The following is a 17,303-nucleotide window of genomic DNA, read 5'->3' on the forward strand; positions in this document are numbered from 1 at the left end:
CTATTTTGTTTCAGCCCAATTCACTCCTATATTAGTATTTATCTCCAAAGGCACACTATCAAACTTTACGCTTTCTCTCATTATTTTTTCAATATCTTCTCTATATATCTCTAATTTTTCTTTTTCTATTTCAAAAATAAGCTCATCATGTACCTGCAATAGTAAAGATATTCCATCTCTATCTTTTATATATCTATAAATCTCTATCATAACTTTTTTTATAATTTCAGCAGCTGTTCCTTGAATTACACTATTTACTGCCATTCTCTCAGCTTGACTTTTTATATTTTTATTCCTAGAGTTGATTCCCTCTATAAGTCTTCTTCTTCCAAAAAAAGTTTCTGTATAACCATATTTTTCTGTAAATTCTACTATCTCTTTTTCAAACTCTCTAACTTTAGGATATTGATTAAAATATCTATCTATATATTCACTGGCTTCTTTTTGTGATATTCCAAGTTCTTTCGCTAGACCAAAAGCTGTTTTCCCATAGATTATACTAAAGTTTATTGTTTTAGCTATAATTCTTTGCTCTCTACTCACCTCTTCTTCATCTGTCAATTCAAATATCTTCCTAGCTGTAAGACTGTGTAAGTCCATACTGTTTTGATAGGCCTCTCTTAAATTTTCATCCCCAGAAAGTTGTGCCAATACTCTTAACTCTATTTGAGAATAATCTATTCCCATAAGTACAAAGTTTTTTTCAGCAATAAAACCTTGTCTTATTTTTATTCCTTCATCAGTTTTTACAGGGATATTCTGTAAGTTAGGGTCAGATGAAGATAGTCTACCTGTTGTAGTCCCTATTTGATTAAATGTAGTATGAACTCTATCTTTTTCATCTCTCAATTTTGGTATAGCATCTACATAGGTATTTTTTAGTTTTGCTAATTTTCTATATTCTAATATAGCTTTAGCAATCTTTGCTCCATCAGCTTTTAACTTTTCTAATACCTCTTCATCAGTAGATAATCCTGTCTTTGTCTTTTTCACAGGTGGTAAATTCAACTTAAAAAAAAGTATCTCTGCTAATTGCTTAGGAGAGTTTATATTGAACTCCTCTCCAGCCTCTTCATAAATTTTTTCCTGTAACTTTTCTATTAAATCTCCCAACTCTTTTTCATAGTTAGAAAAATACTCTGGGTCTATTTTTATTCCCTTTATCTCCATAGAAGATAGTATCTCTATAAGTGGCATCTCTATCTCATTTAATACCTTAATCAAGTTTCTATCCTTTAGTTCCTCTTTTAAGATATCATAACACTCTAAAAGTCCCATTGTTCTTTGACATAGATATTTTCCGTACTCTTTGGCAGAAATATTTTCTGGTTTCTCTTTTCCAAATTTATCAGTATAGTTATCTAACTCTAGCTCAGTCAAATGTTCAATGGGTAATTCTACTTTTTCTTTAGTTTGTGAACTTATAAGATGATAAGCTATCATCATATCTAATTTACAATTTTTTACACTAATTCCTCTATTTAAAATATTTTTTAAATTATAAGTGATAATCTCCCCATCGCAATTATCAAAAAACTCCTGTATCTCTTTACAATTTAGTTCACAATCTTCTACTACTGAAATTGGATCAAACAAGGAAATATTAGTTCCTATCTTACTTTCACATTTTTTCTCAAAAGGAAAATAGTAATCCTTATCAAAAGAACTAAAAGCAATCCCATATTCAGTATAGTAACAACTTACCAAATCAACTTTCTTGAGATTTTTTACCATATCTTTTATATCTGCTTTTCCTTCTATTACTTTAAAAATTCTCTCTTTGGAAACTCTTTTTGGCTTCTCTATCTTCTGTGTTTTCTCATCTCCATTTTCAAGTCCCATCTTTTTAATTAAAGCTTTAAACTCTAAAACTTTAAAAAGTTCTAAAAGTTTTATATTATCAATATTATAATTTAAATTTTCTAAATTAAACTCTAATGGAACATCTTGGCATATAATAGCTAACTTTCTACTCATAAAAGCGATATCTCTATCCTCTACTAAATTATTTACAAGAGATTTTCCTACTCCAGCAATCTCTGTAAGACTATCTATATTTTCATAAATTCCCTCTAATGTCTCATATTTTTCTAACATAGGAATAGCTTTTTTAGGTCCTATTTTTCTAACCCCTGGAATCCCATCACTTGAATCTCCAATTAAACCAAATAAATCTGGAATTTTTTTAGAAGGAACACCTAGATACTCTACAACATCTTCATCTGTTCTTATTATTTTAAATCTATCTCCACCTTCTCCCTTTCCAAGTAAAGCTATATTAATATTTTCATCTAATATCTGAGCCAAATCTTTATCTCCAGTAATAACATAAACTTCTACATCTTGAGTTGAAAGCTTTTTAGCAAGTGTACCTAAAATATCATCTGCTTCATAACCGTCCATTTTATATCTTTTTATTTGATAACAATCTAGCAACTCTTCTATTCTGGGAATCTGCAATATTAGATCTTCAGGTGCTGATTCCCTTTGAGCTTTATAGTCCTTATAAATTTCACTTCTTTTTAAAGAAGATCTTCTCACATCAAAAGCTGCTCCGATATAATCTGGAGAAAACTCTTTTATTATACTCATCAAAGTATTTACAAATCCATATACAGCTCCAGTTGGTTCCGTTTTTGTTCTAAAATTCATATTGGCAAAATATGCTCTATACATCATCGCACTTACATCTAAAAGCACAGCTCTTTTTTTTCTCATTATTGCCTCCCATTTCATACATTTTACTGTATTATTATATCATAAATACTGGACTTTTGTTTATACTTTTTTATTTCCTCTCAAATAAAAAATCTTGGACTTAATAAAAAAATATGCTATAATTAGTCAGAGCTAGAATTTAATGGGAGGGAAAAATATGAATGTTGTTGTTTTAGTTGGTAGACTAACAAGAGACCCAGAATTAAAATTTGGACAAAGTGGAAAAGCGTATTCAAGATTTTCTTTAGCTGTAGATAGACCATTTTCTAAGGGGGAGACAGATTTTATCAATTGTGTAGCTTTTGGAAAAACTGCTGAACTTATTGGAGAATATCTTAGAAAAGGAAGAAAAGTTGGAGTAAATGGAAGACTTCAAATGAACAAATTTGAAATGAATGGAGAAAAAAGAACATCTTATGATGTGCTTGTAGAAGCTATTGAGTTTTTAGAGTCTAAAGGAACTTCTGATTCTTCTAGTTATGAACCAGAATACACTCCACCACTTTCAAAAGCTACCCCTAAAGAGATAGAAGAAATACCTTATGAAGATGACGATGAATTTCCATTCTAAATATATAATAAAGTAAATTAAAGAAGAAATTTTTACTATATAATATAGTAAATTTTTTCTTCTTTATTTTTTATTTTTTTATTTTTTTATTTCAAAAAACTTTATATAAGATTATTTTATTTTAGTATTTACTTTTTCTTATTTTTGTTATACAATATACCTATATTTTAGCATATATCGTTACATATTTAGTTTTGGGGGTATCATCTTGAAAAAAACTACATTAAAATCACTTGATGTTGATGTAATTAATTTTATACTTCATAACAATAAAGCTAATATTGATGAAATATGTAATTGTTTTGAAGTTTCTCAAGTGAATATTCGTACAGTTTTAGCAAAAATTGAAGAGTTTGTTTTTGAACAAAAAATGGGTAATCTTCTAAAAAAATCTGGTTACTATTATTTTGAAAATAATAGTGTAAACTTTAATTTGAACTTAAATTCAAATAATATTTCAATAGAACTTTTAGAAAAAAAAGAAAGAATTGTATACTTAATTTTAAAGCTTATATTAGAAAAATCTATCAATCTTACATCTATTTCAAAAGAATTAAATGTTTCAAGAATAACCCTCAACTCTGATATAGAAAGTATTAAAGAGCTAGTTGAAAAATTTGGACTCACCCTTGTTAGTATACAATGGAAGGGAGTATTTCTTAAAGGAGATCTACAAAATTTACAAAAATTTTCTATTCTTTTCTTTTCAAAATTATATATAGAAAATTACTTTTCCTCTCCTTTAAAAAAAATTATTAATCCAGTTATTTATAGCTATTATAGAAAATATATAGATGTAAACATAGAAACTAATATTTTTAGAATAACAGATAAAATTCATCAACACTTTGATATAAAACTCGGTAACTATCATTATTTTATTCTTATTAGTTTATTGATATATATCCATTTAAATTACAATGAAGAAATTAAAATCTACAAAAATATAGACTCATTTTCAATTGGATTAAAAAATACATTAAGTGATATTCTAGAAACAGATGAAAAAGTATTACTCAACAATAATTTTGATTCGATTGCTATATATTTATCTCATTGTATAAATAATGTATATTCTATTCCTCTTCCTATAAAGACAAATGATATTATTGCTGAAATTTACTCAAGTTTTGCCTTGGAAAAAACTTCTTTAGCAACAGAACTTCTTGGTTTCTTTATAAGTGATATATACTATGAAAATACTCTTTTTATCCCTAATTATACAAAATTTGATAAAAAGGAAGAGAATCTATTAAATGAAAAAATTTCTCAAAGATTAATTTCTATTTTTAATAAATATAAAATAACTTTTAGCAGAAAAAATATTATCTTTCTGTATTACTACTTAAATAATCTTATTATGGAAGCTAAGAAAAAAAATATTTTAATTATAGACCAGAGTATCACAATGTGGAAAGGAAATAAGTTAAAAGAGAAACTATGTCACCTTGAACAAGTAAAAAAAATTCAGATTCTTTCTTATTTTAATTTTAAAGCTTTCCCTATTGAAACTTATAGTAAATATGATATTTTTGTATTCATTGATCTTCCAGAAGAAAAAAATACAATATATAGAAAAAAAGTTTATTTTATTAATGGATTTGAAATTTTAAAAAATTCAATTAATGTCTCTAAACTATTTTAATAATATAAAAGGAACCTTAAAAAGGTTCCTTTTATATTATTAAAATTATTTTCTAATTCCTAATTTAGCAATTAAACTTCTATATCCTTCTAGATCTTTCTTAGTTAGGTAAGCTAATAATCTTTTTCTTTGTCCTACCATTTTTAATAATCCTAATCTTGAATGGAAATCTTTCTTATGAGTTCTTAAGTGCTCAGTTAGATGATTAATTTTTTCAGTTAACAAAGCGATTTGAACTTCTGTAGAACCAGTATCTCCTTCAAACTTTCCAAATTCTTTAATTATTTCTGCTTTACTTCTCATAGCCATTTTAATTTCCTCCTAATTATATATTATCTAAGCTAAGTAATACGAGGCTAACCGTAAAACTGAGCCTAAATTTCTTCGTTATTATAACATAAATTATAAATTTTGTAAAGTTTATTCAGAAATTTTTTCTGTATTAGGCTCTATTAGATCTTTTTTAGTTGGAATAGTCTCCCCCTTCATTATAGCCTCAAATTCTTCTCTATTTAAATGCTCTCTTTCTAACAAAGCTTTTGCTACCGCATCTAATCTATCATAATATTTTGTTAAAGTATCTATTGTTTCTTTATACATTGTTTGAACAATTTTTAATATCTCTTCATCTACTTCTTTACCAGTTACATCACTGTAATACTTCTGTTGAAAATAATCTCCTTCTTTAGTATTATCCAATAATATCGGTCCAAATTTTTCATTCATACCAAACCTAGTTACAATAGCATGTGCAATTGCTGTAGCTCTTTCAATATCATTACTTGCTCCAGTTGTAATATCTCCAAAAACTATTTGCTCTGCTGCTCTCCCTCCATAAAGTATTCTCATTTCATCTAAAAATTCACTCTTAGATTTATAACTTCTATCTTCTTCAGGTAATGCCATAGTATAACCACCAGCCATTCCTCTAGGAACAATAGAAATTTTATGAACTGGATCTGTATTAGGGAGTGCATAATGCATCACGGCATGTCCAGCTTCATGATAAGCTGTTATTTTTCTTTCTTTTTCAATAACTTTTTTAGATTTTCTTTCTGGCCCTATACTTACTTTTTCAGAAGCTTCTTCTAAATCTTCCATAGTAATCTCTTCTCTATTATCTCTTGCCGCTAGTATAGCTGCCTCATTTAATAAATTAGCTAAATCTGCCCCTACAAATCCTGGAGTTTTCTTTGCTATTGTTCTGAGATCAACATCTTTAGAAAGTTTTTTACCTCTTACATGTACTTTTAAGATAGCTTCTCTTCCGTCAATATCTGGGCTATCTACAAATACTTGTCTATCAAATCTTCCAGGTCTCATAAGAGCTCTATCTAAAATTTCAGGCCTGTTCGTAGCTGCTAAAACTATAATAGTTTCATCAGTTCCAAATCCATCCATCTCAACAAGAAGTTGATTAAGAGTTTGCTCTCTTTCATCATTTCCTCCACCTTGTCCAGATCCTCTTTTTCTACCAACAGCATCTATTTCGTCTATAAATATTATACAAGGAGCATTTTTTCTAGCTTTATTAAATAAGTCTCTAACTCTTGAGGCTCCTACCCCTACAAACATCTCTACAAATTCAGAACCAGACATACTAAAGAAAGGAACTTTTGCTTCTCCAGCCACTGCTTTTGCAAGTAAAGTTTTACCAGTTCCTGGTGCTCCTAATAATAATACACCTTTAGGAATTCTCGCTCCTATATTCTTAAATTTCTCTGGTTCTCTCAAGAATTTTACAACCTCTTCTAATTCTACCTTTGCCTCTGTAATTCCAGCTACATCTGCAAAGGTGACTTTTGAAACATCTTCTCCATTTTCCTTGGCTTTAGATTTTCCTACGTTGAATATTTGTGGGCCACCACCATTACCTTTTCCCATCTTATTCATCATGAATATCCATACACCAATTAATAATAACATTGGGAACCATGATATTAAAATATTTAGAAGTAACGGCATCTGTTGAGGTGGAACAGATTTTATAGTTGCTCCATTAGCCTCTATAACTCCAATTAGTTTCTCATCTCCACCCAATCTATCAGTTATCATCCTAGCACTGTATACTTCTTTTTCATTAGAAGTATATCCATAAACATACCCCTCTTTTTCATCTACTTTTTTTATTTTTCCATCTTTTACAGATTGTAGAAATTCTGAATATGAAATTTCATTATTAGGAGTCTTTCTAGTATCAGATAACATAGCTGGAAGAGACATTACTAATGTTACTATAAATAGTAGCATTATAAAACCTTTAAAATTAAACTTTCCTCCTAATTGCTTTAATTTATTCTCTTCATCTTTATTCTTACTATTCTTATCACTATTTTGAGCCATTCCCTCTTTTAATTTATTTCTTAGCTCTTCTTTTCTTTCTTTTACTTCATCTTCAAACTCTTTTTTTCTTTCATCCTCAACTTTTAATTCTTCTTTCTTTTGATCAAGTGGTTCTTTACTTTCTTGCTGAAGTTCTTTTTCTTTCTCTTCTATTTTTTGATTTTCATTTTCTTCAAATAAATTTTTATCGTTCAATTTACTTTATCCTCCTTACACTCAGTTTAACGCAAATTTTAGCTGTACTACTATACTTTTCATTTCCTCTAATCCCAGCTATCCATACAATATTTCCTTTATGGACTACAAGTGGGATAAAATTTCTGTCTCTTTTAGCTATTTTTTCATTTATAAATATATCTTTTAATTTTTTTTCCCCCTTCATACCTATTGGATTGATCTTATCTCCCTCTTTTCTTCCTCTTATTATGAGAGTATCTCCTACTTTAAGATTTGTATAAAAGCAATCTCTATTTTGCTCAATTCTATCTGTATACTCAGCTTCTATGATATAGTTTCCATACTCCACTCTATTTGGAATTACCATACAAATTTCTCTAATACTTTCTTTTATGAGATATTTCTTTTCTACTTTTAGTATATCATACTCCTTTTTTAAAATATATTCACTACTAAGGGTAACCTCTTGACTTCCACCTTTTTCTAAAATATTCTCTATCAAAGATATTTTTTTCCTATTTACATCTAGTCCATGCTTATAAAGAAACTTACTAAGAATTCTTCCTCTAATATTTTTTGGAAATCTTAAAATTTCAGAAACTTTCAGAATATCACTTTGTTGAAATCTTTTTATTTCTTCTTCTATAAAAAAATTTATCTCCCTAATCTCCTCTATTAATGAAAAAATTTTATCCTTGAATTTAGGGTTATATCTTTGTTCTATAAATGGTATTAAATCAAGCCTTATACTATTTCTTGTAAAATCATTTTTTAAATTTGTACTATCTATGCAATAAGCTATTTTATTTTTATTTAAATATTCTATAATTTCACTCTTATATATTTCAGAAATAGGACGAATATACACATCTCTTTTAGATAAAATTCCCTCTAATCCACAAAGTCCTGTTCCTCTTGAAAGTCTGAATATAAATGTCTCTATTTGATCATCTTTATTATGAGCTAAAACAATTTTATTACTTTTAGTTTTTTGCATAATTTTAGCATAGAAGCTATATCTTGCTTCACGACCAGCTTCCTCTAAAGATATACCACTTTTTTTTGCTAAACTAATCACATCTATTTTTTTAGTAAAAACTTCCAACTTTTTTGATTTCCCATAGTTTATTGAAAAATCTTCATCTCTTTGGGCCTCTTCTCCTCTTAAAAGATGATTAATATGCACCAATACAATATTAAAATTAATTTTCTCTTTCAACTTAAGAAGCATCTCTACTAAGAAAACAGAATCTGGTCCACCTGAAAACCCTACAACAACCCTATCTCTACTCTCTATTAAAGCTTCCTTCTCATTCTTAATTACTATTCTCTCAAACACTCTCATAAAATCACTCTTTTCATAGAATTATAACATATATCAAATTATTTTTCCAAAGAATTTTATATATTTAATAAAGAATTTTAATTTAAAAAGAAAACTAAAAATTATTTTAGTTTATTTCCTCTTTATTCTCAGTGCTTTTCTACTATTTTTGTAAGTTTAGTTCTATAATCAAAAAATATATAAATGTTTTCAAATTTTTTTGTAAAAATATTATAATTAAATTTTTCTAATTCACTATTCTTATGTCCATCTCTAATACTTTTATAATTTCCTTTTCTAATAATTTCATCATATAACTTTCCATCTTTTTCACTTTTAAACCACTCTGGATAAAATCCTGTTTTCCCTAACATCAAATAATCATATTTTAAATATTCTATAAATATATCTCTATCTTTAAAGTTCTTCTCTATATAAAATTCATATAAAAAAGTAAAAAGTGTACTTTCTTTATGACTTACCTTTAAATACCCCCTTTTGTCAAAGTAGTCAGCAATTTCTTCATAAAAAGAAAAAGCACTTTTATAATGACTTTCAATTATCCATTGTACACTTTCTGAAAATTTTTCAGAATTGTAATAAAAATCTAAAACTTTTTCTAAATTTTTTAATTTCACTATCTCAGCAAAACTTATAAATTCATTTGAAAAAACTTCATATGGCGGCTTAGAAAAATATTTATAATTATATTTTTCTCTCTCTTCATACATCTTTGTTCCTTTTAAAAGCTTTAAAAATCCAAGCTGTATCATTTCAGGTTTCATATTATATACATAATCAAAAGAGTATTTAAATTTTTCATAGGTTTCATATGGAAGTCCTACAATTAAATCTAAATGTAAATGAATATTTTTAGTTATTTTTCTAACATTGTACTCTAATTTTTTTAAATCATTTACTCTTCTTATACTTTTCATAGCTTGAACATCTATTGTCTGAACTCCTATTTCAAATTGAAAATATCCTTTTGGCACAGTTTCTAAAAAAATTAATGTTTCATTATTGAATATATTAGCATTTATCTCAAAATGAAAGGTAATTCCCTCTCTATAATTTTCTAATAAAAATTTCCAAATAGCCATATATTTTTCTCTACTTAAATTAAAAGTTCGATCTACAAACTTTAAAAGTCTTATAGGTGAGTCGATAAATTTTTTTAAATCTTTCTTTATCCTATCAATAGAATAGTATCTTACACTTTTATCTATTGAAGACATACAATATGAACAATTAAATGGACATCCTCTTGAAGATTCATAGTAAAATATCTTAGTCTTATCTTGTAATTCTTCATCATCATATGGAAATGGAATTATATCTAAATTTTCTATAAGTGGTTCTGCTCCATTATATTTTATTTCTAAATTTTCTCTATATACTACACCTTTTACTTGTGAAATTTCTTGAGTCAAAAAATTAAGTAAAACTTTCTCTCCTTCTCCAATAAAAATATAGTCTATCTCTTCATTTTCTTTCATAATTTTTTCCCATTCATAAGATACCTCTGGTCCGCCCAAAGCTATTTTCAAATTTGGAAGTATCTTTTTCAACTCTTTGGTTAAACTAAAAACATATTCCTTATTCCATATATAGGTCGAAAATATTATCACACTTGGTTGTAATTCAAACAAATCTTTAATTATATTTATTAATTGATTATTTATATTTGTTTCATAAATATCTAATCTCACATCGCTATTTTTTTCAACAAATTTCTTTAAATATCTAACTGCTACATTTAAATGTACATATTGACTATTTATAGCAGTTAAAACGATTTTTCCCATTATTTACTCCCTAATTTTATTATTTTTTTGAAAATTCAAATGTTCTTTATATGTTTTACTAAAAAAATGTCCTCCATCACCTCTAGCAACAAAAAAAAGGTAATCGGTTTCAGCTGGATTATAAGCTGCTAAGATTGAATCTATAGCTGGATTACATATAGGTGCAGGTGGTAATCCTTTATACTTATATGTATTATATGGCGATTCTACATCTAAATCTTTATAATATATTCTTCTTTTTTTATAATCAAATACAAAATTTACTGTAGCATCAGATGATAATGTCATTCCCTTTTTCATTCTATTATAAAAAACAGAAGCCATTATTGGTTTTTCACTCTTTAACATAGCTTCTCTTTCTAATATTGAAGCCATTATTAACTTTTGATAAAATTCATCTTTATTGGGATATTTTTCACTTGGAAATTTTTTTAAAAACTCTTTTAACATGGTTTCTACCAACATTTTTTCATTGTATTTTTCTGGTAAAAAATATGTTTCTGGATAAAGATATCCTTCAAAATTTCCATTTGGTGTTGGATAAGGAAAACTCTGTGCTGCTTTATTCAACTCTTCATAAAATTCATAATTATTTATATGGCCCATTTTTTCTAAATGTTCAACTATCTGCTTTATACTAAAACCTTCTGGAATTGTAACTTTTACTATCCTTCCTTTTCCTGATTCTAGTATGTCTATTATCTCTTTTAAAGAATATTTTCCTTCAATGTGATATTGTCCTGCTTTTATCCCTTTTCCTCCATCTCTAAACTTCAAATATAGCTTAAAAATAAAATTTTTTGAATTTGGAAGTGATATCAATGATTTCCTAAGAGCTTGATCTTTTTCTATTGTAAGTGATACATTATACTCCTTTTTTCCATTTATTTGATAAAAAACGTGTCCACTAACTGCTAATATCAGTAAAACTAATATGCATAGTATGATATAATAATTTTTTTTCATTTTTTCTCCTACTTTGAATTATTTTGTTCCTTTACTATTATATCATAGTTTCTATACTGTTAAAATAGGAAATTTAAAACTATTCTTTTATACAATAATTTTTTTAATTTTTTCTTGACATATTTTTATTATTATGATAACATAATTTTTGTAATGAGCAATGCGGGAATAGCTCAGTTGGTAGAGCGTCAGCCTTCCAAGCTGAATGTCGCGAGTTCGACCCTCGTTTCCCGCTCCATTTTTTTGGGGATATAGCTCAGTTTGGGAGAGCGACGCACTTGCACTGCGTAGGTCAGCGGTTCGATCCCGCTTATCTCCACCATGCCTAGATAGCTCAGTTGGCTAGAGCATACGGTTCATACCCGTACGGTCGATGGTTCGAATCCATTTCTAGGCACCATAACTTTATCAATAACACTTTTTCGGATGAAGGAGTGTTTTTTTTTATCCCTTTAATTTTTCATTACTTTATCTTTCTAACATACTTATAAAAAATAGAAAAATAATTTTTAGTTAAAATATTAAAAAAAATAGAGTATAATATAATTAGCTTATAATAGAGAACGGAGGAAAAATTATGGGAAAAAATTATTTAGATTATTACAAAATGTGGTTAGAATCAAAAAATATAACTGAAAAAGATAGAAAAGAACTTTTAGAAATAAGAGATGATGATAAAGAGATTGAAAATAGATTTTATACAGATTTAAGTTTTGGAACTGCTGGAATGAGAGGGGTAAGAGGAGTAGGAAGAAATAGAATCAATAACTACAATATCAGAAAAGCTACTCAAGGACTAGCTAACTATATTCTAGCAACAACTGGAGAAGAGGGAGCAAAAAGAGGAGTAGCAATAGCTTATGATTGTAGAATAGGTTCTACTGAATACGCTTTAAATACAGCTCTTGTACTTGCAGGAAATGGAATAAAGGCATATCTATTTGAATCTCTAAGATCAACACCAGAGTTATCATTTGCAACTAGAGAGTTAAAAGCTCAAGCAGGGGTAATGGTAACAGCTTCTCACAATCCCCAAGAGTACAATGGATATAAAGTATATTGGGAAGATGGGGCTCAAATAGTTGAACCACAAGCTAGTGGAGTAGTAAATGCTGTAAACTCAGTAGATATTTTCAATGATATAAAAATGATAAGTGAAGAGGAAGCAAAAGCTAAAGGACTATTAGAATATATAGGAAAAGCAGTAGATGATAGATTTATAGAAGAGGTAGAAAAACAAGCTATAAATACAGATTTACCAAATAAAAAAGATTTTAAAATAGTTTATTCTCCACTACATGGAACAGGAAGAGTAGCTGTTCAAAGAGTTTTAAAAGAGATGGGATATGAGTCTGTATACACAGTGCCTGAGCAAGAGATGCCAGATGGAATGTTCCCAACTTGTTCATATGCTAACCCTGAAGATAAATCAGTATTTAAATTAAGTACAGAGTTAGCTGATAAAATAGGAGCAAATATCTGTTTAGCTAATGACCCAGATGCTGATAGAACAGGTATAGCTATAAAAGATGACAATGAAAATTGGTACTATCCTAATGGAAACCAATTGGGAATCTTATTGATGAACTATCTATTAGAGATGAATAAAAATCTTCCAGCTAATGGAGCAGTAATATCTACAATAGTTTCTACTCCTATGCTAGATGTAATAGCTAAAGATAAGAATGTAAAATTATATAGAACTTTAACAGGATTTAAATATATAGGAGAAAAGATTAGACAGTTTGAAAATAAAGAGTTAGATGGTACATATCTATTTGGATTTGAAGAGTCTATTGGATACCTAGTAGGAACACATGTAAGAGATAAGGATGCTGTAGTATCTTCACTGTTAATTACAGAGATGGCATGTTACTATGACAGTATAGGTTCTACTCTTTATAAAGAGTTAAATAAACTATATGAAAAATATGGTTGGTATAAGGAAGAGACAGTTTCTATAACTAAGACAGGAAAATCTGGATTGGAAGAGATTGGAAAAATAATGAAAAATATGAGAGAGAAAGAGCATACAGTAATCTGTGGTGAAAAAGTAGTAGTGTGTAGAGATTATAAATTACAAGTAGAAAAAGATTGTGTAACAGGGGAAACTAGAAAAATAGATTTACCAAAATCTGATGTTATCCAATTTGTATTAGAAGATAAAACTTATATTACTGTTAGACCATCAGGAACAGAACCAAAAATCAAATACTATCTATGTGTAGTAGCTTCTGGAGATAAGGAAGCAGATGAAAAGCTAGCATATGTAAAAGCTGAGTTTTTAAAATATGTAGATGCTCTATAAGAGGTAATACAGGAGGAAAAATGGTAGATGGAATATATATACATATTCCTTTCTGCATGAATAAGTGTAACTACTGTGATTTTTTATCTTTTAAGTCTAATGAAGAAGAGAGAAAAAAATATGTAGATTACATTTTAAAAGAGATAGACTTATATCCTAAATATGAGTATGATACAGTTTATTTTGGAGGGGGAACTCCCTCCCTTTTAAATTGTAAAGATGTAGAGAGGATAATAAAAAAATTAAATATAAAAGCTGGGGCAGAGATTACTTTAGAAGTAAATCCTAAAACTGTAAATTTAGAAAAGTTAAAAGGCTTTAAAAAAGCTGGAATAAATAGAGTGAGCATAGGAATGCAGACATTTGATGAAAAAATGTTACAAGTTTTGGGAAGAATGCATAACTCCAATGAAGGTATTGAAACTTATTATCAAGCTAGAGAGGCTGGTTTTGATAATATTAGCTTAGATTTAATGTTTTCACTCCCTAATCAAAGCATAGAAAAAGTAAAACAGGATTTAGAAAGATTGTTAGAGTTAAGACCTGAACATTTTTCTATATACTCACTTATTTGGGAAGAGGGGACAGCTTTTTTTAAAAAATTAGAAGAGGGAGTATATAGAGAAACTGATAATGATTTAGAAGCTCAGATGTTTGAATATATAATAGATAGAGCTACTGAAGCTGGATATATTCACTATGAGATATCTAACTTTTGTTTACCTAGCAAAGAGGCAAGACATAATTCAAAATATTGGGAAAATAGAGAGTATTTAGGTATTGGATTGGGGGCTTCTGGTTATATTGGAGTAAAAAGATATAAAAATCAGGTGCAATTTTCTAAATATTATGATAATATAGAAAGAGGAATATTACCTATATTAGAAGAGGAGATAGTAACTGCTGAAACTAAAGAGGAATATAAGTATATGTTAGGTTTTAGATTGCTCAATAAAGGTGTGATTCCTAGTGGAAAATATTTAGAAAAATGTATCTCATTAGAAGAGCAAGGTTTTCTAAAAAGGAGTGGAGAAGCTTATATTTTAACTAGAAAAGGAATAATGCTTGCTAATGATGTTTTAGATAAGTTTATTTAAATGGAGTTGAGAAGAATGAGTAACATAAAAAATAATATTGAAGAGATTCAAAAAGATATAAAAGATTACTCTATTTATCCTGAAAAAGTAAAGTTTACAGCTGTAACAAAATATGTAGATGCTGAAGTTATGAATAGTATATTAGATTGTGGAGTAAAAGTTTTTGGAGAGAACAAAGCCCAAGTTATCAAAGAGAAGTATGAAAAATATTTTTCTGAGGGAAGAAAAGATATAGAGTGGCATTTTATAGGTAATCTTCAAAAAAATAAGGTAAAATATATAGCTCCTTTTGTAAAGCTTATACACTCTGTAAATAAACTATCTCTTGCTCAAGAAATAGATAAGAAAGCACTACAAAATAATAGAGTGATAGATGTACTTTTAGAAATAAATATTGCTGGAGAAGAGAGTAAAGAGGGGTATGAATTAGAAGAGTTATACAAAGAATTACCTCAACTTTTAGAATTAAAAAATATAAATATAATAGGCCTTATGACTATGGCTCCTTTTGTAGATGATGAGGCTCTTGTTAGAGGTGTATTTAGAAGGCTTAGAGAGATTAAAGATGAGTTAAATGAAAAGACTTTCAATGGGAAACTTACAGAGCTTTCAATGGGAATGACAAATGATTATAAGATAGCATTAGAAGAGGGAGCTACTATTATAAGAGTAGGAAGAAAAATATATAAATAATTAGGAGGAATAAAAATGAATAAAAACCCAATAGATAAGATAAAAGTATTATTTGGATTAGATAATCCAGATGGAGCTGGGACAGATACCGATATAGATTTTGAAGATACTGGAATCACTGATATCGAAATAATGGAAGAAAGAAAAGAACAAGATTCTATTCCAGCTAATTCACAGATACAAAATTCAAATAAACAAAATTCTAAAAAACAAATTTCGTCATTAGAAGCTGAATTGGGTGGAAGTAACTATCAAACTATATTCTTAGATCCCAAAACTTACTCTGACTGCAAAAAAATAGTAGATTATATAAGAGCCGATAAAATGGTTACTCTTAATTTGGAATATTTAGATGAATTAACAGCAGTAAGACTTATGAACTTTATATCTGGAGCTATGACTGTAAAGGAAGCAACTTATCTTATGATAAGCAAAAAAGTTTATACAGTTGTTCCAAAAAGTATGAAAGTATACTATGAAGACAAAAAAATAATAATTCCTAAAATCTTTAAAGGATTTGGAGAAGAGAGGTAATTGTGAAAAAAAGAAAAAAAGCACTAGCACTATTTTCTGGTGGATTAGATAGCGCTTTAGCTATAAAACTTATGAAAGATCAAGGCGTGGAAGTAATTCCTTTAAATTTTGTATCCCATTTTTTTGGTGGAAAAAATGAAAAAGCTGAGAAAATGGCAGAGCAATTAGGAGTGAAAATAGAATATGTACATTTTGAAAAAAAACATACAGAGGTTGTAAAAAATCCAATATATGGTAGAGGAAAAAATATGAATCCATGTATAGATTGTCACTCTCTTATGTTTAAGGTTGCAGGAGAGCTATTAGAAAAATATGATGCAGACTTTGTAATTTCTGGAGAAGTGCTGGGGCAAAGACCTATGTCTCAAAACTCAGCTGCGTTAGAAAAAGTAAAAAAACTTTCTGGGATGGATGAATTAATAGTAAGACCTCTATCTGCTAGATTATTACCACCAAGTAAACCAGAGTTGGAAGGATGGATAGATAGAGAAAAACTTTTAGATATTCAAGGGAGAAGTAGACATATCCAAATGGAATTAATGAAAAAATATGGTTTAGTGGAATATCCTAGTCCAGGTGGAGGTTGTCTATTGACAGATCCAGCTTTTTCTGATAGACTATCTATATTGGAAAAAGATGGTTATCTTGAAGAGGAATACTCTTTTCTTTTCCATCTAATAAAGAAAAGTAGATTTTATAGATTAGAAAAAGGAAAATATTTATTTGTAGGAAGAGACCAAGAGGGAAATGAGAGAATAGCTAGCTATAAAGAGTTAGGAAGTTTTTATCTGTGTGGACATAGGGTTCCAGGACCACATATGTTAGGTTTTGGAGAGTTTAATGATGAGGATATAAACTTAGTAAAAGAGCTATTTTCAAGATATTCTAAATGTAAAGGTAAAGAGGAGATAGAGGTAAGAATTAATGGACAGATCTCTAAAGTACCAGTAGTAGATGTAGAAAAAGTAGAAGAGTTTATGAAAAAATATCAAATAGTAGGATAGTAGAATTGTAGTAAAATATATAAAGTAAGGCGACTGAATTAATTTAATTTGGAGTTATTCTTTTTATAGGACAATTCTAAGATTATTTATTTTAGTCGTTTTTTTATTATAATAA

Annotated in this window: 13 protein-coding genes and 3 tRNA genes; 10 read left to right on the forward strand and 6 right to left on the reverse strand. The window is 28.2% G+C overall.

Annotated features, from left to right (window positions below; translation table 11 throughout):
• Complete coding sequence (polA, locus tag DYA59_RS05510) at positions 1–2,718, reverse strand: DNA polymerase I (protein WP_115270167.1); 2,718 nt, start codon at positions 2,716–2,718, stop codon at positions 1–3.
• A gap of 157 nt (positions 2,719–2,875) precedes the next feature.
• Here polA and DYA59_RS05515 point away from each other — a divergent pair, with 157 nt between their 5' ends.
• Positions 2,876–3,289: a single-stranded DNA-binding protein gene (locus DYA59_RS05515; protein ID WP_115270169.1), complete on the forward strand. Its 414-nt coding sequence runs from the start codon at positions 2,876–2,878 to the stop codon at positions 3,287–3,289.
• 208 nt (positions 3,290–3,497) lie between these two features.
• Entirely contained in the window at positions 3,498–4,934 is a 1,437-nt protein-coding gene (locus DYA59_RS05520; protein ID WP_115270171.1) for a helix-turn-helix domain-containing protein, read from the forward strand.
• Positions 4,935–4,979: 45 nt separating this feature from the next.
• Here the strand turns inward: DYA59_RS05520 and rpsO are convergent, their stop codons facing one another.
• From rpsO to mltG, 5 genes are all read right to left on the reverse strand, one after another.
• Positions 4,980–5,237 (reverse strand): 30S ribosomal protein S15, encoded by a 258-nt coding sequence (rpsO, locus tag DYA59_RS05525; protein WP_115271500.1) that lies wholly within the window; start codon positions 5,235–5,237, stop codon positions 4,980–4,982.
• A gap of 117 nt (positions 5,238–5,354) precedes the next feature.
• A complete protein-coding gene (gene ftsH, locus DYA59_RS05530) occupies positions 5,355–7,472 on the reverse strand; it encodes an ATP-dependent zinc metalloprotease FtsH (RefSeq protein ID WP_115270173.1) in 2,118 nt (705 codons plus the stop codon).
• 1 nt (position 7,473) lies between these two features.
• Positions 7,474–8,799 carry a tRNA lysidine(34) synthetase TilS gene (gene tilS / locus DYA59_RS05535; RefSeq protein ID WP_115270175.1) on the reverse strand — a complete coding sequence of 442 codons (1,326 nt, stop codon included), beginning with the start codon at positions 8,797–8,799 and terminating at the stop codon, positions 7,474–7,476.
• A 128-nt stretch (positions 8,800–8,927) separates the two neighbouring features.
• Positions 8,928–10,586, reverse strand: a complete 1,659-nt coding sequence (locus tag DYA59_RS05540; protein WP_115270177.1) for a B12-binding domain-containing radical SAM protein — start codon at positions 10,584–10,586, stop codon at positions 8,928–8,930.
• Positions 10,587–10,589: 3 nt separating this feature from the next.
• Positions 10,590–11,552 (reverse strand): endolytic transglycosylase MltG, encoded by a 963-nt coding sequence (mltG, locus tag DYA59_RS05545; RefSeq protein WP_115270179.1) that lies wholly within the window; start codon positions 11,550–11,552, stop codon positions 10,590–10,592.
• Between the two features lie 162 nt (positions 11,553–11,714).
• Here mltG and DYA59_RS05550 point away from each other — a divergent pair.
• The 8 genes from DYA59_RS05550 (at position 11,715) to DYA59_RS05585 (ending at position 17,188) form a co-directional block, all read left to right on the forward strand.
• Positions 11,715–11,790 (forward strand) — tRNA-Gly (locus tag DYA59_RS05550).
• Positions 11,791–11,797: 7 nt separating this feature from the next.
• Positions 11,798–11,874 (forward strand) — tRNA-Ala (locus DYA59_RS05555).
• A gap of 1 nt (position 11,875) precedes the next feature.
• A tRNA-Met gene (locus DYA59_RS05560) sits at positions 11,876–11,952 on the forward strand.
• A 177-nt stretch (positions 11,953–12,129) separates the two neighbouring features.
• Positions 12,130–13,860, forward strand: coding sequence for a phospho-sugar mutase (locus DYA59_RS05565; protein ID WP_115270181.1), 1,731 nt, complete (start codon positions 12,130–12,132; stop codon positions 13,858–13,860).
• Between the two features lie 20 nt (positions 13,861–13,880).
• The gene (hemW, locus tag DYA59_RS05570) at positions 13,881–14,957 is read left to right on the forward strand and encodes a radical SAM family heme chaperone HemW (protein ID WP_115270183.1); all 1,077 of its coding nucleotides are present in this window, start codon (positions 13,881–13,883) and stop codon (positions 14,955–14,957) included.
• 15 nt (positions 14,958–14,972) lie between these two features.
• Complete coding sequence (locus DYA59_RS05575) at positions 14,973–15,650, forward strand: YggS family pyridoxal phosphate-dependent enzyme (RefSeq protein WP_115270186.1); 678 nt, start codon at positions 14,973–14,975, stop codon at positions 15,648–15,650.
• A 15-nt stretch (positions 15,651–15,665) separates the two neighbouring features.
• A complete protein-coding gene (gene sepF, locus DYA59_RS05580; RefSeq protein ID WP_115270188.1) occupies positions 15,666–16,184 on the forward strand; it encodes a cell division protein SepF in 519 nt (172 codons plus the stop codon).
• 2 nt (positions 16,185–16,186) lie between these two features.
• A complete protein-coding gene (locus DYA59_RS05585) occupies positions 16,187–17,188 on the forward strand; it encodes a 7-cyano-7-deazaguanine synthase (RefSeq protein ID WP_115270190.1) in 1,002 nt (333 codons plus the stop codon).
• Positions 17,189–17,303: the final 115 nt, after the last annotated feature.

Origin of the sequence: Fusobacterium necrogenes (genome assembly GCF_900450765.1) — a bacterium.
GTDB classification, from domain to species: Bacteria; Fusobacteriota; Fusobacteriia; order Fusobacteriales; family Fusobacteriaceae; genus Fusobacterium_A; species Fusobacterium_A necrogenes.